The organism is Rhodococcus sp. SJ-3 (assembly GCF_051918125.1).
In the GTDB taxonomy this organism is placed as follows: domain Bacteria; phylum Actinomycetota; class Actinomycetes; order Mycobacteriales; family Mycobacteriaceae; genus Rhodococcus.
On the sequence record NZ_CM123306.1, the window covers coordinates 2,111,149 to 2,128,623 of the forward strand.

The 17,475-nt window shown below is 65.7% G+C and carries 14 protein-coding genes; 11 read left to right on the forward strand and 3 right to left on the reverse strand.

The window, feature by feature from the left end; translation table 11 throughout:
• The first annotated feature begins 9 nt into the window (after positions 1-9).
• From benB to ACTDXD_RS09675, 8 genes are all read left to right on the forward strand, one after another.
• On the forward strand, positions 10-513 hold the full coding sequence (gene benB, locus ACTDXD_RS09640; RefSeq protein WP_054717146.1) for a benzoate 1,2-dioxygenase small subunit: 504 nt from the start codon (positions 10-12) through the stop codon (positions 511-513).
• Between the two features lie 32 nt (positions 514-545).
• Complete coding sequence (benC, locus tag ACTDXD_RS09645; protein WP_440126824.1) at positions 546-2,165, forward strand: benzoate 1,2-dioxygenase electron transfer component BenC; 1,620 nt, start codon at positions 546-548, stop codon at positions 2,163-2,165.
• On the forward strand, positions 2,162-2,959 hold the full coding sequence (locus ACTDXD_RS09650; RefSeq protein WP_440126825.1) for a 1,6-dihydroxycyclohexa-2,4-diene-1-carboxylate dehydrogenase: 798 nt from the start codon (positions 2,162-2,164) through the stop codon (positions 2,957-2,959). Before benC ends, ACTDXD_RS09650 begins: the two co-directional genes overlap by 4 nt.
• Positions 2,960-3,060: 101 nt before the next feature.
• The gene (locus ACTDXD_RS09655; protein WP_440126826.1) at positions 3,061-4,404 is read left to right on the forward strand and encodes an MFS transporter; all 1,344 of its coding nucleotides are present in this window, start codon (positions 3,061-3,063) and stop codon (positions 4,402-4,404) included.
• Between the two features lie 11 nt (positions 4,405-4,415).
• Positions 4,416-7,103, forward strand: a complete 2,688-nt coding sequence (locus ACTDXD_RS09660; RefSeq protein ID WP_440127596.1) for an AAA family ATPase — start codon at positions 4,416-4,418, stop codon at positions 7,101-7,103.
• A gap of 15 nt (positions 7,104-7,118) precedes the next feature.
• Positions 7,119-8,381 carry a benzoate/H(+) symporter BenE family transporter gene (locus tag ACTDXD_RS09665; protein WP_440126827.1) on the forward strand — a complete coding sequence of 421 codons (1,263 nt, stop codon included), beginning with the start codon at positions 7,119-7,121 and terminating at the stop codon, positions 8,379-8,381.
• Positions 8,382-8,409: 28 nt separating this feature from the next.
• Positions 8,410-9,120 carry a polysaccharide deacetylase family protein gene (locus ACTDXD_RS09670; RefSeq protein WP_440126828.1) on the forward strand — a complete coding sequence of 237 codons (711 nt, stop codon included), beginning with the start codon at positions 8,410-8,412 and terminating at the stop codon, positions 9,118-9,120.
• 125 nt (positions 9,121-9,245) lie between these two features.
• A complete protein-coding gene (locus tag ACTDXD_RS09675) occupies positions 9,246-10,253 on the forward strand; it encodes an NAD(P)H-dependent glycerol-3-phosphate dehydrogenase (RefSeq protein ID WP_440126829.1) in 1,008 nt (335 codons plus the stop codon).
• Between the two features lie 24 nt (positions 10,254-10,277).
• Here ACTDXD_RS09675 and ACTDXD_RS09680 read toward each other — a convergent pair whose 3' ends face one another.
• The gene (locus ACTDXD_RS09680; protein WP_440126830.1) at positions 10,278-11,111 is read right to left on the reverse strand and encodes an arylamine N-acetyltransferase family protein; all 834 of its coding nucleotides are present in this window, start codon (positions 11,109-11,111) and stop codon (positions 10,278-10,280) included.
• 265 nt (positions 11,112-11,376) lie between these two features.
• Here ACTDXD_RS09680 and ACTDXD_RS09685 point away from each other — a divergent pair, with 265 nt between their 5' ends.
• Together ACTDXD_RS09685 and ACTDXD_RS09690 are read left to right on the forward strand one after the other, a co-directional pair.
• Complete coding sequence (locus ACTDXD_RS09685; protein WP_440126831.1) at positions 11,377-12,054, forward strand: nitroreductase; 678 nt, start codon at positions 11,377-11,379, stop codon at positions 12,052-12,054.
• Between the two features lie 80 nt (positions 12,055-12,134).
• Entirely contained in the window at positions 12,135-12,719 is a 585-nt protein-coding gene (locus tag ACTDXD_RS09690; protein ID WP_440126832.1) for a sigma-70 family RNA polymerase sigma factor, read from the forward strand.
• On the opposite strand, the gene ACTDXD_RS09695 is transcribed toward ACTDXD_RS09690, so the two are convergent.
• Positions 12,673-13,860, reverse strand: coding sequence for an AAA family ATPase (locus ACTDXD_RS09695; RefSeq protein ID WP_440126833.1), 1,188 nt, complete (start codon positions 13,858-13,860; stop codon positions 12,673-12,675). The genes ACTDXD_RS09690 and ACTDXD_RS09695 overlap by 47 nt on opposite strands.
• 339 nt (positions 13,861-14,199) lie before the next feature.
• Positions 14,200-16,020, reverse strand: coding sequence for an NAD(P)/FAD-dependent oxidoreductase (locus ACTDXD_RS09700; protein WP_440126834.1), 1,821 nt, complete (start codon positions 16,018-16,020; stop codon positions 14,200-14,202).
• Positions 16,021-16,168: 148 nt separating this feature from the next.
• Here ACTDXD_RS09700 and ACTDXD_RS09705 point away from each other — a divergent pair, with 148 nt between their 5' ends.
• Positions 16,169-17,452: a GAF domain-containing protein gene (locus tag ACTDXD_RS09705; protein ID WP_440126835.1), complete on the forward strand. Its 1,284-nt coding sequence runs from the start codon at positions 16,169-16,171 to the stop codon at positions 17,450-17,452.
• The last annotated feature ends 23 nt before the right edge of the window (positions 17,453-17,475 follow it).

Below are 17,475 nucleotides of genomic sequence, written 5' to 3' on the forward strand. Positions count from 1 at the left end.
ACCGAAACCATGACTACTGCAACAGAGTTGACGCAGACCGACATCGAACAGTTCCTCTACAGGGAAGCACGCCTGCTCGACGATCGGGAATTCGAGAAGTGGATCGAGTGCTACCACCCCGACGCCGAGTACTGGATGCCGGCATGGGACGACGACGGCAAGCTCACCGAAGATCCGCAGTCCGAGATCTCATTGATCTACTATCCGAACCGCGGTGGGCTCGAAGACCGTGTGTTCCGAATCCGCACCGACCGGTCGTCGTCGACGTCACTGCCCGAACCTCGCACCGGACACAACATCACCAACGTCGAGATCCTCGAGCGCCGCGGCACCGAAATCGACCTGCGCCACAACTGGTTCTCGCTGTACTTCCGCTACAACACGACGGATACCTACTTCGGCACCACATTCCTCACTCTCGATGTCTCGGGTGATCAGCCGGTGATCAAGAAGAAGAAGATCGTTCTGAAGAACGACTACATCCACCACATCGTCGACGTCTACGTCGTCTAATACCCGGAATCACGAGAGGAGGCTTGGGCACCATGACATTCCAGGTGGCATTGAGCTTCGAGGACGGGGTCACCCGCTTCATCAAGGTCAAGCCGAACGAGACCGTCGCAGACGCGTCGTACAAGGCGCGGATCAACATCCCCCTCGACTGCCGCGACGGCGCGTGCGGCACCTGCAAGGCGTTCTGCGAATCGGGCACTTACGACGGCGGCGACTACATCGAGGATGCGCTGACCGACGAGGAAGCAGAACAGGGTTACTGCCTGCCGTGTCAGATGATGCCCGAGTCGGATCTGGTGGTGCAGATCGCCAGCACGTCGGATGTCGCGAAGACCGCCGCGGCCTCGTACACCGCGACGATCACCGAACTCAATCGCTTCTCCGAGAGCGTCGTCGGCTTCACCGTCGAGATCGACAACCGGGACGACCTGGTGTTCCTGCCCGGGCAGTACGTCAACATCGGGGTTCCCGGTAGCGACGACGGCACCGGCAAGCAGGCGAGCAGGTCGTACTCGTTCAGCACCGGCCCCCACGACAATTCGCTGGCGTTCCTGGTGAAGATCACCGAGGGCGGCCTGATGTCGGAATATCTGCGCGACCGCGCTCAGGTGGGCGACACTCTCGAATTCACCGGCCCCTTCGGTAGCTTCTTCCTCCGCGAGCGCAAGCGCCCGTCGCTGCTGCTGGCAGGCGGGACCGGACTCGCCCCGCTGTTGTCGATCCTGTCGAAGATTCAGAGCGAGGGCACCGATCATCCGGTGCACCTCATCTACGGCGTCACGTTCGACCACGACCTCGTCGAACTCGAGAAGCTCCAGGCCTATGCGGAGTCTCTGCCGAACTTCACGTTCGACTACTGTGTCGCCGACAAGGATTCGTCGGCCCCGAACAAGGGCTACGTGACCGGACTGTTCGAGCCGCAGCACCTCAACGACGGCGACGTCGACATCTACCTGTGCGGCCCACCGCCGATGGTGGAAGCGGTGCGTAATCACCTGTCGGAGAACAGCATCACACCCGTGAACTTCTACTTCGAGAAGTTCAACACCTCCGCCACTCCGGGCGGGGCGACCACCCCGGCCCCCACCGACGCGGAGAAGGCTGCTGCCGAGAAGGCCGCTGCCGAGACCGGCCGTCCCGTTGCGCTCGAGACACCCGCCGACCCCGGAAACTACGAGATCGGTGAGGAGCACCCGCCTGTCGCCGAGTCCGACGAGCAGTTCGACGCCCGCATGGCGCTCGAACTCGGTGTCCTCGAGCTCACCATCGGCCGGCTCACCCCCGAGCAGCTCGTGGAGTTCCGGATTCTCGCCGAGGCATCCGGCGCGTCCGTCGAAGGTGACCACTTCACGGACGCCGCCGCGTTCACAGACACCACCGCGGCGTTCCACGAGTACCTGTTCCGCTGCTGCACCAATCCGGTACTGCTCGAGGCCTACAACCGCCTCGAGGTGACACAGCTGATGTACCAGGTGCTCCGCGACGCGCACTGGATCGAGGGACACATCATCGACGAACACCTGCAGCTCGTCGAGGCGTTCGAGAAGGGCGACAAGGCCGCAGCCCGCGAACTGATGGTCGCGCATTCCGGCCACGCCAAGGAGACGATGCGGCGAGCGATCGCCGAGGGCGCGGCAGCGGGTGCACGATGAGCGAAGCGAAGTTCTTCCCCGGGCGGTTCGACGGCCAGTGCCTGACGATCACCGGCGCCGCACAGGGCATCGGTCTCGCGGTTGCGTCCCGTGTCGCGGCGGAAGGCGGCGAGGTCGTCCTCGTCGACCGTGCCGAGATCGTCCACGAAGTCGCCGAGACGCTGCGCGCCGAGGGCGGTAAGGCCCACTCGGTGACTGCGGATCTCGAGACCTTCGAGGGAGCGGAGGAGGCGCTCGCGTTCGCGACCCGATCTGCCGGACGACTCGACGTGCTCATCAATGTGGTCGGCGGAACGATCTGGGCCAAGCCGTACGAGCACTACGCGCCCGATGAGATCGAGAAGGAGATCCGCCGGTCGCTGTTCCCCACGTTGTGGTCGTGCCGCGCGGCTGCGCCGTACCTGATAGACCAGCGTTCCGGCACGATCGTGAACGTGTCGTCCGTGGCGACGAGCGGGGTGAACCGTGTTCCGTATGCCGCCGCGAAAGGTGGCGTCAACGCCATCACCTCCGCGCTTGCGCTCGAGCTGTCGCAGTACGGCGTTCGCGTCGTCGCCACCGCGCCGGGCGGGACCGTCGCGCCGGAGCGGCGGGTCGCGCGGGGGCCTGCCCCGCAGACCGAGCAGGAGAAGGCCTGGTACCAGCAGATCGTGGACCAGACCGTCGATTCTTCGCTGCTCAAGCGGTACGGCACGCTCGAGGAGCAAGCCGCGGCGATTACTTTCCTGGCCTCCGATGAGGCCTCGTACATCACCGGTTCGGTACTTCCCGTAGCCGGAGGCGATCAAGGCTGACAGCCGTTCGACCGGGCCTCACCAGTGGGCCTTTCCCTGCTGGTGAGGCCACTTTTCTGCCCGAATTCATTTGTGACCCCTCACACAAACCGGAGCAAGTCATGACCCGAACCACACAGACCTGGGCCAGTCCACAGCACAAACGAAGCGTCATCTGGATCGTCGCTCTCGCCACCGTCGCGATCATCTTCGACGGATACGACCTCGTCGTGTACGGAACTGTTCTTCCGACACTCATGGGCGACCCCACCCAGCTCGGCGAGATCTCCGCGCAGCAGGCCGGGGCACTCGGCTCCTACGCCCTGATCGGTGTCATGGTCGGTGCTCTCGTCACCGGCGCGTTCGGCGACCGCGTCGGCCGCCGCAAGATGATGCTGATCAACATCGTGTGGTTCTCGGTCGGTATGGGCGCAGCAGCGTTCTCGACCAGCATCGCGATGTTCGGTGGCCTCCGGTTCTTCACCGGTATCGGTGTCGGCGGCCTGGTCGCCACCGCCGGTGCCGTCGTCGCGGAGTTCGCCCCACCCGGCAAGCGCAACCTGTTCAACGCCATCGTCTACAGCGGCGTCCCCGCAGGCGGTGTCCTCGCATCGCTGCTCGCGATCCTGCTGCGTGACGTCATCGGATGGCGTGGACTGTTCCTGATCGGCGCTCTGCCGCTCGTCATCCTGTTCCCACTCGCGCTGGCCAAGCTCCCCGAATCGCCCGCGTGGCTGGCCTCCCGCGGGCGCCTCGACGAAGCGAAATCCACCTGCGACAAGTTCGGCTTCCCGATGCCCACGGCCGCGCCTGCCGCACCCACCGAGAAGGTCGGTTTCGCTGCGCTCGCCACCAGGAAGTACGCGCTCGGCACCGGTCTGCTCGGCCTGATGAGCTTCGCCGGCCTGCTCCTGACCTACGGCCTGAACACATGGTTGCCGAAAATCATGGCCGACGCCGGCTACAACGCCGACGGTTCGCTCGCATTTCTCCTCGTCCTCAACGGCGGTGCCATCATCGGCGGCCTCATCGCATCGAAGATCGCCGACGGTCGCGGTCCGCAGTCCGTCATCGTCACCACTTTCTTCCTCGCTGCCGTCGCATTGGTGATGCTCACCCTCGGGTTCCCGCTGCCCGTGCTCCTCACCGCCGTCGCGATCGCCGGCGTCGGCACGATCGGTACGCAGGTGCTCGTCTACGGCTTCGTGTCGAACTACTACGACACCCCCGCTCGCGCAGCCGGTGTCGCGTGGTGCGCCGGATTCGGCCGACTCGGCGGGATCTTCGGCCCGATCATCGGTGGCCTGTTGATCGGCGCCGGCTTCGCGAACAACGTGAACTTCTACATCTTCGCGGTGATCGCTCTCGCCGGTGGCCTCGTCACGTTCTTCGTTCCCCGACCGCTGCAGCACAACACGCGGATCGACGTCCCGGACGCCTCGACCGGGACTACCGTGGATGCGTGACGGACAATTCGATGCTGGTAGGACGTGAAACCGAGCTCTCTCAGCTCGACCGACTACTCGACGGGGCGCGCGCCGGGTCTCCCGTGCTCGCCCTCGTCGAGGGTCCACCCGGCATCGGAAAAAGCGCTCTCGTCCGAGCTTTCACGAGCAGGCACCGTGATATACACGCACAGTTCGCATCAGGGGCGCCGTGGGAGTCGGACCATCCGTGGGCGGTGCTCGAACAGTTGACTCACGCCCCTGAGCCGGGGGCCGACCCCATCGATGCTGCGCATGCGTACCTGGACACGATCCACAGCACCACGATCATCGTCGTCGATGACGCCCACTGGTCGGATATCGAGTCGTTGCAGTCGCTTTCGTCGATGATCCGCCGCGCACACCAACGCCCGATCCTGATGTTGTGGGTGATCCCCGACGTCCTGCCCGACGGCATCGACGACACCACCGCACGAATCCTGTCGTCGCATCGGGCCGACACCATCCATGTCCGCGCCCTCACCTCCGGCGATGTCGCCCAGCTCGCGCTTCTCCGCGCGGGCGTGGACCTCTCGCCCTGGACGGCTCAACGCCTGCACGAGCACACACTCGGGAGTCCCCGGCCGGTGTTACAGCTCCTCGACGAGATCCCGCGCGCCCAATGGCAGCGGTGGCAGGCGCGGTTCCCCGCACCTGCGCAACACGCCGCAGCAGTACGGCGAGCCCTCACCGCCTGCTCACCCGACACACGCGCCCTCATCGAAGCAGCGGCGATCCTGGGCACCGGATCGCCGCTCGCTCCGGCTGCCGCACTTGCCGAAGTCGACGACCCCACACCGTTGCTCGACGAAGCACACACCGCCGGTCTGCTGACGATGCGGGAACGGCAGGGCATCGTCACCCTGCTGTTCCCCGACCCGATGACCAGCGCCGCCGTCACCGACGAGATCGGGCCGGCGCGGTGGCGCGAACTGCATGCGCGAGCGGCCACACTTGTCGACGACGAGGGCGACGCGCTGTTCCATCTGGTGTCGGCCACACCCGCCGCCGACGGCACTCTCGCGGACAAACTCGATCGGTTCGCTCGGCAACGCGCTGCCGACGGTGCATGGGCGCAGGCCGCCGAGGCGCTCATCACGGCAGGCCGCATCACGCCCGAACGCGACCTCCGCACACAACGTTTGATCCGCGGGGTCGATGCACTCACCGGCGCCGCCGATCTCCCCCAGGCACAGACCTTCGTTCCCGAGATCGAAAGCGCCCCCGGAGGCCCGATGCGCAACGCCGTCCTCGGCTACCTCGCAATCCAGCGGGGCCGCGCCGCCGAGGCGCACTATCTGCTGTCCGAAGCCTGGACCATGGTCGACGAGTCGGATACCGACCCCGAACTGGCAGCGATGATCTGCCAGCGGATGGTTCTGCACTCGCTGGCCAGGATGCGCGGCGACGAACTCGTGGCCTGGTCCGATCGTGCCTCGTCGCTGGTCCCGGGCGATGCACCCGCTGTCGTGGAGTCCAACGCCATCCGAGGCCTCGGTCTGGGCATGACAGGACGCATCGACGAGGCGCGCGCTTCATACGCCGGCCTTGCCGACCACGTCCGCCTCGGAGCGCAGAGCCAGCGTATCCGCATGGCAGAAGGCTGGCTCGCGTTGGCGTTGGATGCGCCCGATCGTGCCCGTACCGAACTGGAAGCCTCCGAACCCACCACGTTCCGCGGTGGCTCGCTCCGGATCTCACTGTGGGCGCAAGCGTGGCTCGCCCGCACACAGTTCACCTTGGGGGCGTGGAGCGATGCCCTGCGCACCGTGGACCGGGCCGCTGCACAACTCGATTCGACCGGCCTGGATCTGCTGCGGCCACTTGTCCATTGGACTGGAGCCCAGGTACATGCACTGCGCGGCAACTGGGATGCCGCGCGCGAGCACCTTCGGCGCGGCCGCGCCGGGAGCAACGACTACACGCTCATGCTCGTCCCCTCCTGCATCTCCGCAGCCCAATGCGCAGAGGTAGCAGCAGATTACGACGGGGTGCTCCGCCAGCTCGACCCCCTCGTGACCCTGCGGCACAGAGAAGCCCTCGACGAACCCGGATTCTGGCCGTGGCCCGACCTCTACGGCAACGCGCTGGTGATGACCGGACGCGTCGACGACGCCGACGTCTTCCTGCGCCCCCACGAAGAACGCGCCGCCGAGCGAGGTCACCGTTCCGCGAAAGCACGACTCGGGTACGTGCGCGGACGCATTCACGGCGCGCGGGGTGACATCGATTCGGCCCGCGACTCCTTCGAGAGTGCATTGTCCGAAATCGCTGCCCTCCCATTGCCGTACGATCGCGCACGCATCAATTTCGCGTACGGGCAGACCTTGCGCCGCGCCGGACGGCGACGCGACGCAGACAGTGTGATCCGCACCGCGCGGGAGCTGTATGCCGTGCTCGGCGCGGGCTCGATCGTCGCGCGCTGCGACCGCGAGCTCAAAGCGGGCGGGTTGAAGTCCGGCGACGCGGTGAGCATTCGGAATCACACCGACGTGTCCGCGTTGACACCGCAGGAACGTGCTGTCGCCACACTCGTCGCGTCGGGCCACACCAACAAGGAGGTGGCGGGAGAACTGTTTCTCTCGGTCAAGACCGTCCAGTACCACCTGACCCGCGTCTATGCGAAGTTCGGCATCCGCTCACGCAGCGAACTCGCAGCACGTTTCCGCCAAGAAGAGTAAGGAAGAAGCAGCCCGATGACAGCTGTCGACGACGTCACACGCCCCGACACCGACCTGTTCGAGCGGCCCCCTCGGCCATGGCTCCGGCCCGCGGAGGTGTTGCGTGACTTCGGACCCAGGTACGTATCGAACGGGCTCATCGGACTGATCTTCTCGTGCACAGGGCCTGTCGCCGTGATTCTCGCGGCAGGCGCCACCGGGGGGCTGTCACAGGCGGAGTTGGCGTCGTGGATCTTCGGGGTCTTCGCGCTCAACGGCATCCTCACGATCGCCATGAGCCTCGCCTACCGGCAGCCGCTCGGCTTCTTCTGGACGATCCCCGGCACGATTCTCGTCGGCGGGTCCCTCACCCACCTGAGCTGGGCCGAGGTGGTCGGGGCGTTCTTCGCCACGGCCGCATTGATCACCGTGCTGGGAGTGACGGGCCTCGTCCGCCGCACAATGGAAGCGCTCCCCATGCCCATCGTGATGGCCATGGTCGCGGGTGTGTTCCTGTCGTTCGGGACGAACCTGGTGAAGGCCCTGGGCTCCGATTTCGCGATCGCAGTGCCCATGATTGTGGTGTTCCTGCTGCTCAGCACGGTAGGAGCACTGGGCCGGTGGATGCCGCCGATCCTGGGGGCTCTCTTCGCCGGCGCGATCGCGGTCGCATTCTCCGGCCGGTTCGAACCGCAGCCCGGCAGTGGAAGTATCTTTGCAGCACCGGTCTTCACCGCGCCGGTCTTCACCTGGTCGGCACTTCTCGAACTGGTGGTTCCGCTCGCGATCACCGTCATCGTCGTACAGAACGGGCAGGGTGTGGCCGTGCTGCGCTCGGTCGGGCACAACCCTCCGATCAACGTCTCCACGATCATGTGCGGGCTGTGGTCGTTCCCCGCTGCCTGTGTCGGAGCAGTGTCGACCTGCTTGACCGGTCCTACGAACGCGCTGCTGACCTCGTCCGGTGAGCGGTCCCGCCAGTACACAGCGGCGTTGACGTGCGGTGCGCTGGCGATCGTCTTCGGCCTGTTCGCGCCGCTGTTCGTGCGGTGGATGGTCGCGGCGCCCGCATCGTTCGTCGCGGTCCTCGGTGGCTTAGCGATGCTCAAGGCCCTGCAGGGCGCCTTCGTCGCCGGGTTCGGTCGCCGCTACACGATGGGTGCGCTCGTCGCGTTCATCGTCACGGCGTCGGACGTGATGTTCTTCAACATCGGTGCAGCGTTCTGGGGGATCCTTGGTGGTGTCGCGGTGTCATGGCTGCTCGAACGCAAGGATTGGGCGGATCCCCACGGCGAGTAGGAAGTCCGGCTTCTGGCAACATGCGTGAATGGCCTTCCGCTCCCGCGTCACAGCGCTGATCGTGTCGATCGTCGTGCTGGTACTGATCGTCGCCGCATTCGCGGCGTATCGCCTCATGGATTCGAGGAGCACGCAACTGTTCGGCACCCTCGTCGACCGCGTGGACACCGACGAGAAGGTCGTGGCGTTGACGCTCGACGACGGGCCGAGCCCGCTCACACCCGAGGTGTTACAGACTCTCGCGGACGCCGATGTACCTGCCACCTTCTACGTCACGGGCACAGAGATGGCCGAGCGACCCGAACTCGGTCGAGCGATTGTCGAGGCCGGTCACGAACTCGGGAACCACACCGCAACACACCGCAGGATGGTTTTCGTCGGCCGCGACACCGTCGCGGAGGAAATCGAGAGCACCGACGCTGCAATCCGCGACGCCGGTTACGACGGAGAGATCACCTTCCGGCCGCCCTACGGAAAGAAACTGATCGCGCTTCCCCGCTATCTCGACGAACACGACCGGACCACCGTCATGTGGGACGTCGAGCCGGACTCGGCCTCGTCCGACACCGGCGAGATCGTCCGGACAGCACTCGAGGAGACACGCCCCGGTTCGATCATCCTGCTGCACGTGATGTACCCGTCCCGGACGTCGTCGCTCGAGGCGATTCCCGACATCGTCGACGGTCTGCGCGCCGAGGGGTACCGGTTCGTGACGGTGTCGGAACTGCTCGGCCGGTGAGCTCGACGCAGCGCGAACTGGACGAACAACGTAGGCCACACCGGCACGATGTCGGGTAAAGAGCACTCACGACAGCGCAGTGCCTGACAATCTGTTCTTCGAAGACCCCCGACGGAAGGATTCCGATGGCACGTCCGGTTCGCGTCGTCGTTCTCGGCTCGGGATCGTGGGGCACCACGGTCGCGGGACTCGCGGCGCGCAACACCCCGACCCTGCTGTGGGCGCGCAACCCCGACACTGCAGCCGAGATCAACGAGACCCATCGCAACAGCCGGTACCTCGGCGGCCGGGAACTGCCGAAGGATCTGCGTGCGACATCGGATCTCGTCGAGGCGGCCCACGAGGCCGACGTGATGGTGGTGGGTGTGCCGTCACACGCGGTGCGCGCGACTCTCGAACCGATCGCCGACGAAGTGCGGGCCTGGGTGCCGTTGCTGTCCCTGGCGAAAGGACTCGAGCCTGGCACCCGGCTGCGGCCGACGCAGGTGGTCTCGGAATGCCTGCCCGGGCACCCGGTCGGCCTGCTGTCGGGGCCTAACATCGCCAGCGAGATCGCCGACGGCATGGCTGCGGCATCGGTCGTGGCGATGCAGGCCGAGTCGGTGGCGACGGCGCTACAGCCGCTGTTCGCGTCGAAAGTGTTTCGCGTGTACCGCAACACAGATGTACTCGGGTGTGAACTCGGCGGCGTGTTGAAGAACATCATCGCGATCGCCGCGGGAATGGCCGAGGGGCTGGGGGTGGGCGACAACACCCGGGCGATGGTGCTGGCGCGTGGCCTCGCCGAAATGACCCGGCTCGGGGAAGCAATGGGTGCCGATCCGCGCACGTTCGCGGGCCTGACCGGGATCGGTGATCTGATCGCCACCTGCATGAGCCCGGCATCGCGGAACCGGCGTGTGGGCGAGTCGCTCGCACGCGGCCTGACATTGGACGAAACCCTCGCCGAGCTCGGTCAGGTCGCAGAGGGCGTCAAGACCGCACCGACGGTGATGGAACTCGCGCGCGAATACGACGTCGTGATGCCGATCGCGGCGGAGGTGGAGGCGGTGGTCGCGGAGAGGCGCTCACCTGCCGAGGCGTACCGAGGGCTACGGAGGGTTGCGGCCGGACACGAGCAGGACATCGTGTGAATTCCGCTGTCCGGCCGCTGCACGTCAACTGCGGGACCGTAGCCGCTCCACGACGGACGATAATGCGCTGATCTCACTCCGGTCCAACGCAATTCCGAGTTCCAGTACCGTGTCGACGACTTCGGCGACCGATAACTTCGTGTGTTCGGTGGCCCTTCCTGGGGTTCGGATCGTGCGCGCAGCTTCGGTGAGTGTGACGTGAGCGTGCGGCATGTGCCGCATGACCATGAGGTGATTCACGAACGGCGAATTCTCCTCGCGCGAGGTGATGAAATGCCCGGTCCTGACGTCGGCTGGATGGACCGGGCTCTCGTCGACGTAGTGTTCGGCGTCGCCCTCCCGTGTGAGCGCCCAGACGGTGGTGCCCTGATCGGTGAGCTCTCGCACGCCGAACTGCCGGTCTCCCTCCGCGCGTGTAGCACCGTCCTTCAATGCGATCGGACCGGTAATACTGAATCCGAAACCCGGGTCGCACAACCATCTCTCACCATCGAGATCGACGTGGATCGTCATGTGGGTCCGGGTATTGGTCGGCTCGTGCACTCGTCCCAATGCCCGGCGCACAGAGAATCCGAGGTGTTCGAGCGCCGCTGCGAAGATCTGCGAATGCTCGAAGCAGTAACCACCTCGGCTTCGTCGCACCAATTGTTCCTGGATCGCGTCGGGCGCGACGCCGGGATGGGTGCCGAGCAGCATGTCCACGTTCCCGAAGGGAAAGGTACGCACGTGTGCGCCGTGCAATTCCTCGAGCAGGTCGAGGGTCGGCGCGGTGGGCCGAACTCCGACGGCGGCGAGATACTCCGGGACATCGAAGAGGTCGGTGCGCCACGACCGTCCCATGAGCGGCTGTTCGTCCATTACCCACGGCCCTTCTGCGAGACATGCGGTCGGCGGATATTCCTGCAGTCTCACACAGCGTGGCTCTCGGCGACAGAACGCACGTCCCCATGGGAATATTCCAATATCTCGGCTGTGCGCTAGATATGCGTATATTCCTCGATTCTTCGCATGCAACCGGTGGTGGATCGAGGCGCAAGCCGAGGACGTCGACCATCCTGGTTCGCACGCCGGATCATCGACCCTGAACGAGCGCTAAGTCCTGTCTTGTGCCATCGTGGTCGACATGACCAGCAACGCAGAGATGTTGTCGACCCTCCTCGACTCCCGCTACAGCTGCCGCGGCTTCCTCGACAAACAGGTACCGCGCGAGGACATCGAACGCATGCTGCAGATGGGACAGCGCACCGCGTCGTGGTGCAACTCCCAGCCGTGGCGCGTGCATCTCGTCAGTGGAGACGCCATCGAACGCCTTCGTGAGGCGCTCTACGCGCAAGCCTCGTCCGGCGAACTCGACCCCGATATCCCGGGACCGGTCGAGTACCGGGGCGAGTACGCCGAACGCCGCCGCGGAGCGGGATACGCGCTGTACAACGCGCTCGGCATCGCCCGCGACGACTACGCGCGCCGCACCGAGCAGATGCTCGAGAACTACCGGTTCTTCGGCGCACCGCACGTCGCGATCATCACCACCGACAAGGCCCTCGGTGTGTACGGTGCGGTCGACTGCGGTGGCTATGTCTCCACGCTGCTGCTCGCCGCGGAGTCCCTCGGCATCGCTGCCGTCCCGCAGGCCGCCGTACCCATGGCCGGGACGGCGTTGCGGCGCGAACTGAACATCGGCGACGACCGCGACGTCGTCTGCGCGATCGCCTTCGGGTACGCAGACGACGCTCATCCGGCCAACACGTGCCGCACCGATCGGGCATCGCTCGACGCCACCGTCGAGTGGGTGGACGAATAACCACCCGAGGGTCGGTATTGCTCGGCCACGCCGCGACGGAAGGTGGTGTGACATCCACACCACCCGAGAGGACCACCGCCGTGGCCGACAAGAACACCGAACTCCTGCTCCGCCACTGGGTACCGCGCGCCGTCGCCGGCGAGCCGCACGCCGTCGGCACCGTGGTGAGCTGTGTACGCCCGCACATCCTGCAGTTCTGCACCGCCCGTATGGATGAGCAGACCCGGGCACACACACCCGCCGAAGACGTCACGCAGGAAACCTGCCTGGCCCTGGTGCGCGCGCTGCCCCGATACGACGACCGGGGCGGATCGGTGTTGCGGTTCGCTTTCGCCATCGCAGCAAACAAAGTCGTCGACGCCCGGCGCAATGTACCGCGCCCGGTTGCGCCGGTCCACGAGGTCCACGAACCCTCACCTGACGAGGATGTACTCGACAGCGAACTCGCCGCCGCTGCACGTCGTTTCGTCGACATGCTTCCGGAGCAACAACGCCAGATCGTGATTCTGCGAATCTTCCGCGGCTACAGCACCGAACGCACCGCGCTCATGCTCGGCACCACACCCGGCGCTGTGCGCGTGGCGCAGCACCGCGCCTTGACGCGTCTACGCACACAGATCAGTCTGTTTGAGCACGAAGATACTTCCCGAAGTGCGGCACGGTGAATCCGATGAATCCTCGTTCGGCGGAATAGATCAGGCCCTTCTTGATGAGTCCGTCGCGAGCCGGCGACAGCGACGCCGGTTTGCGTCCGAGTTCCACTGCGATCTTCGACGTGGGCACCGGGCCGTCGTCGCCGGAGAGCTCGGCCATTGCACGCATGTATTCGCGTTCGGCGGGGGTTGCACGCTCGTAGCGGGAACCGAAGAAGCCGACGGCAAGTTCCTCCTCCGCGTCGGGGGACCCGACTCGCACGTCGTCGGGGGTGATCGGGCTGGCCGCGGCGACGTCCCACGTGGCTTTTCCGTAGGCCTGAACGAAATACGGGTAACCATCGGCCATTTCGTACAACACGTCGAGCGCTTCCTGCGTGAATTCGACGTCTTCTCGCTCCGCAGGGGCGATCAGCGCGTGGTCTGCCGCCTCGCGGTCGAGACGGTCGATGCGGTGATAGGTGAACAATCGCTCGGAGTACGACTTGGACGCCGACAGCACGGCGGGCAGATGCGGCAGTCCCGCGCCGACGACGATGAGCGGCGCAGCATCCTGACTCAATTCGTGGCACGCGCCGCAGATCGCGGAGACGTCGTCGGGGCCGAGGTCCTGCATTTCGTCGACGAACAGGGCGATGCCGACACCGACGTCACGGGCGAGGCCTGCAGCGTCGACGAGCAGTTCGACGAGGTCGATCTCGATGTCGCCGGAGTCGGCGCGACCTTTGACCGCGGGTGCGTCGATGCCGGGCTGCCAACGTTCGCGCATGCCTTTGTCGGCGGTGGCGCGTAGCGCGAACGACTTGAGGACACCGAGGAAGTAGTCGACCGATTCCGGATCGGGATGGCCTGCGGCGATTTCGCGGACAGCCATGTGGAGCGCGGACGACAGAGGCCGGCGCAGTCCTTGATCCGGACGGGCTTCTATCTTGCCGGTACCCCAGCTCTTCGCGATCGCGAGCGAGCGCAGGTGGTTGAGCAGGACGGTTTTGCCGACTCCGCGGAGGCCGGTGAGCACGACGCTGCGCTCGGGTCTTCCCCGCGCGATGCGTTCGAGCACCACGTCGAAGGCCGTGAGCTGCTTCTCGCGGCCGGCGAGTTCGGGCGGGCGCTGCCCTGCGCCGGGGGCGTACGGGTTGCGGACCGGGTCCATCGGTCGATGGTAACGACGACATCAGCGGTTTCTGGGTTCCTCTAGCGCGTGTCTTAGATATACGAATGCACAAGTACCTTGATCGCGCGTTCAGCAGACACACGTCGTCGATCCGCTGTTCGTGCCCTTTTGGTGGCGGAGACCGTCCACAAGGGCGCTGGGCCTCGAAGTCGTGCGTTGGACGTGGCAGGAACTGTTCCACTTCGACACTGTCCGAGCTCGCCTCTCCGCCGCAGCGAAAAGGGCACGTCGCCGATGACCGCGCGGTGCGCAGGCAGGTCCACACCGTCGACCGACGGTATCTGCCCGCGCACCGCGCGGCTGTGTGACTTCCAGGCCTCAGCTCAGGTGGTGAACTTCCTGAAGGCCGTAGACGGGGGTCGGGATCCCCTCGTACCGCGCCTTGAGCTGGAGGGCGAGGTAGAGCGAATAGTGCCGCGACTGATGCAGATTTCCGCCGTGGAACCACAGCCCGTCCTGCTGCGTGGGCTTCCACATGTTGCGCTGCTCGCCCTCCCACGGCCCCGGGTCCTTGGTGGTGTCCGAGCCCAGGCCCCAGCACTTTCCGACCTTGTCGGCGACGTCCTGACCGATCAGGTCCGCGACCCAGCCGTTCATCGAGCCGTATCCCGTCGCGTACACGACGAGGTCGGCTTCGAGTTCAGTGCCGTCCTCGAGGATGACGGAGTGCTCGGTCAGCTCCCGCACGTTGCCGTGGGCGAGCTTGATGTCGCCGTTCGCGACGAGTTCGGAGGCTCCGACGTCGATGTAATAACCTGACGCGCGGCGCAGGTATTTCATGAACAGACCCGATCCGTCGTCGCCCCAATCATGAAGGAATCCGGCCTTTTCCAGGCGATCGTAGAAGTCGGCGTCGCGTTCGGCAATCTTCTGATACACCGGGATCTGGAACTCGTGCATGATCCGGTACGGCAGCGACGCGAACGTCAGATCGGCCTTGTGCGTGGTCACGCCGTTGGCGAGTGCACGTTCGGAGTAGAGGTCGCCGAGTCCGAGGTCCATGAGCGAATCGGATTTGACGATGTGCGTCGACGAGCGCTGCACCATGGTTACGTCGGCGCCGACCTCCCAGAGCGCACCGCAGATGTCGTGTGCGGAGTTGTTGGCTCCGATCACCACCGCCTTCTTGCCCGCGTAGGCGTCGGGTCCCGGATGCGCACTCGAATGATGCTGGTCGCCTTGGAAACGGTCCATGCCGGGGAAGCTCGGAATGTTCGGTTTACCCGACATACCCGTCGCGATCACGAGTTGCTTGGGCCGCAGCACGAGCGGTTCTCCGTCGCGCTCGATGTTCACGGTCCACTCGCCGGCCGCATCGTCGTACGACGCCGACGTGCACAACGTCTTCGACCAGTACGGCACTTCCATGATGCGGGTGTACATTTCGAGCCAGTCGCCGATCTTGTCCTTCGGCGCGAACACCGGCCAGTTCTCGGGGAACGGCAGGTACGGAAGGTGGTCGTACCAGACGGGGTCGTGCAGGCACAGCGACTTGTACCGGCCGCGCCACTGGTCGCCCGGGCGGTCGTACTTGTCGAGGACGAGCGCCGGTATCCCGAGCTGACGCATCCGCGCGCCGAGCGCGATACCGCCCTGGCCACCACCGACGATGACGACGTACGGCTGAGTCTTGTAACCGAGCTCGCGTTCCTCCGCTTCGCGCTGTTCCGACCACGTGACGCGGTGGCGGTCGGCGCCGTGCTTCGTTCCGCGCGGGCGGCGCTCCTTCTTCCCTTCCTCGTGCCCCTTCAACTCTTGGAGCGTGGTGAGCAGCGTCCACGCGCCCTCGTCGTTCAGACGCAGGTGCCCTTCGCCGCGACCGACGGCGGTCTCGAAAGCGATCCAGGCGCTGACCACGCCGTCGTCCTCGGTCGGCGCCTCGGTGGTGCAGAAGCCGCTGGGATCGGTATCGGCGAGGCGTTCGCGCAGCATCCCGGCGACACCGTCGCGTCCCTCGACAGTCTTGAGGTTCCAGGTGAAGGACACAAGATCACGCCAGAAGCTGTCGGTGGCGAACATGCCCGCAGCCGCCTCGACGTCACGTGCAGCGAGCGCCGCTTCGAAATCTCGCAGCCACACATCGACCCGCTGCTGCGGGCCGGTGACGCGATCCGAGGGGTGCTCGAGAATGTCGGTCATGGCCGATCCTTTCCGGTCGTTGATGTGATCCAGCACACTCCCGATGCAGCGGCGCGGCAAGCGTTGCATCACGTTGCGTGTGGCGCGCGACACAACGTGGGACCTATGCTGCAGAGACCAGCAGGAACACGGAGGGCCAGTGACGCGGATGGACAGGAGTACGTTCAGCGCGATCACGCCCGGCACCGATCTGTCCCGCTACGCCCGCGACCTGATGCGGATGCACGACACGGTCATCGGTGGCGGTAAGCCGACGATGCAGCCGCGCAGCGTTGTCGCCCGGTCGTGGTCTCGAGTCCTGCGCACCGGTCTCGACCCGGTGGGCAGCAACGTGCGCGTTCCGTATTCGCCAGAGGAGATCGAACAGCGGCGGCGGTCGTCGCCGCTGGCCTCGATCATCGGCGACCTCGAACAGGTGATCTCGCCGGTTGCCGACGCTTCACAGATGTTGCTCGTCGTGACGGACGCGGACGGCGTCATCCTGTGGCGCAGCGGTTCGGCACGTGTGCGGTCGCGGGCCGATGCGCTGGGGTTCTGCGTGGGGTCCGTCTGGACGGAAGAGAGGGTGGGCACCAACGCGATCGGCACCGCGCTGGCCGAGACCGCGCCGGTGCAGTTGTTCTCCGGCGAACATTTCGAGCAGTCGCAACACCCCTGGTACTGCACGGCAGCGCCGATACACGACCCCATCAGCGGCGATCTGCTGGGCATCGTCGACGTCAGCGGGCCGGCCATGACGCTGCATCCCGCAATCGGAGCGTTGGTCGACACCGCGGTGCGCCTCGCCGAATCGCAGTTGTGGCGGCAGCACGAACAACGACTCGATCGTCTGCGCACCGAGGCCGCGCCCCTGCTGGCGGCGGTCAGCGGTCCGGTTCTGCTGGTCGACGATCACGGTTGGGTCGCGCACGCGTCCGGGGTCGCCGCGACCCGTCGCGTCGGTGCTCCCCGTACCGACCGCGCCCTGACAGTGCCCGGTCTCGGACTGTGCGTGCCGGAGCAGTTGTCGCACGGATGGTTGATCAGGCCGTCCGAATCCGCGGCGACGATCCGCATGACGTTGCGGCTGTCATCGTCACCGACCGTCGAGGTGACGGGCACGGGGCGTCAGTGGCGCAGCGCTGTGACGGTCCGACACGCTGAGATCCTGCTGCTGTTACAGATGCGTGGCCGAATCGGGATGTCGGTGACGGAGTTGAGCCACACGCTGTTCGGCGATGCTGATCACGCGGTTGCGGTACGCGCGGAGGTGTCGCGGTTGCGCCGTGCGTTGGGCTCGGTCGTGGACAGCAGGCCGTATCGTCTGGCCGAGTCGGTGGAATTGTCGTTGGATCTCTGCGGAGCCGAAGACCTGAGCGAATCTGCATTCGTGCTGCACTGTGCCGGTTTCGGCGTGCGAAACCGGATCTCGGAGAAGTATTCGGCAGTCTAGCGGTAGGCCGATACACCTGGATA

Excerpts from the sequence above, each read along its gene's own strand:
- benB (WP_054717146.1), top strand. The coding sequence starts at position 10 with ATGACTACTGCAACAGAGTTGACGCAGACCGACATCGAACAGTTCCTC.
- benC (WP_440126824.1), top strand. The coding sequence starts at position 546 with ATGACATTCCAGGTGGCATTGAGCTTCGAGGACGGGGTCACCCGCTTC.
- ACTDXD_RS09650 (WP_440126825.1), top strand. The coding sequence starts at position 2,162 with ATGAGCGAAGCGAAGTTCTTCCCCGGGCGGTTCGACGGCCAGTGCCTG.
- ACTDXD_RS09655 (WP_440126826.1), top strand. The coding sequence starts at position 3,061 with ATGACCCGAACCACACAGACCTGGGCCAGTCCACAGCACAAACGAAGC.
- ACTDXD_RS09660 (WP_440127596.1), top strand. The coding sequence starts at position 4,416 with ATGCTGGTAGGACGTGAAACCGAGCTCTCTCAGCTCGACCGACTACTC.
- ACTDXD_RS09665 (WP_440126827.1), top strand. The coding sequence starts at position 7,119 with ATGACAGCTGTCGACGACGTCACACGCCCCGACACCGACCTGTTCGAG.
- ACTDXD_RS09670 (WP_440126828.1), top strand. The coding sequence starts at position 8,410 with ATGGCCTTCCGCTCCCGCGTCACAGCGCTGATCGTGTCGATCGTCGTG.
- ACTDXD_RS09675 (WP_440126829.1), top strand. The coding sequence starts at position 9,246 with ATGGCACGTCCGGTTCGCGTCGTCGTTCTCGGCTCGGGATCGTGGGGC.
- ACTDXD_RS09680 (WP_440126830.1), bottom strand. The coding sequence starts at position 11,111 with ATGGACGAACAGCCGCTCATGGGACGGTCGTGGCGCACCGACCTCTTC.
- ACTDXD_RS09685 (WP_440126831.1), top strand. The coding sequence starts at position 11,377 with ATGACCAGCAACGCAGAGATGTTGTCGACCCTCCTCGACTCCCGCTAC.
- ACTDXD_RS09695 (WP_440126833.1), bottom strand. The coding sequence starts at position 13,860 with ATGGACCCGGTCCGCAACCCGTACGCCCCCGGCGCAGGGCAGCGCCCG.
- ACTDXD_RS09700 (WP_440126834.1), bottom strand. The coding sequence starts at position 16,020 with ATGACCGACATTCTCGAGCACCCCTCGGATCGCGTCACCGGCCCGCAG.
- ACTDXD_RS09705 (WP_440126835.1), top strand. The coding sequence starts at position 16,169 with ATGGACAGGAGTACGTTCAGCGCGATCACGCCCGGCACCGATCTGTCC.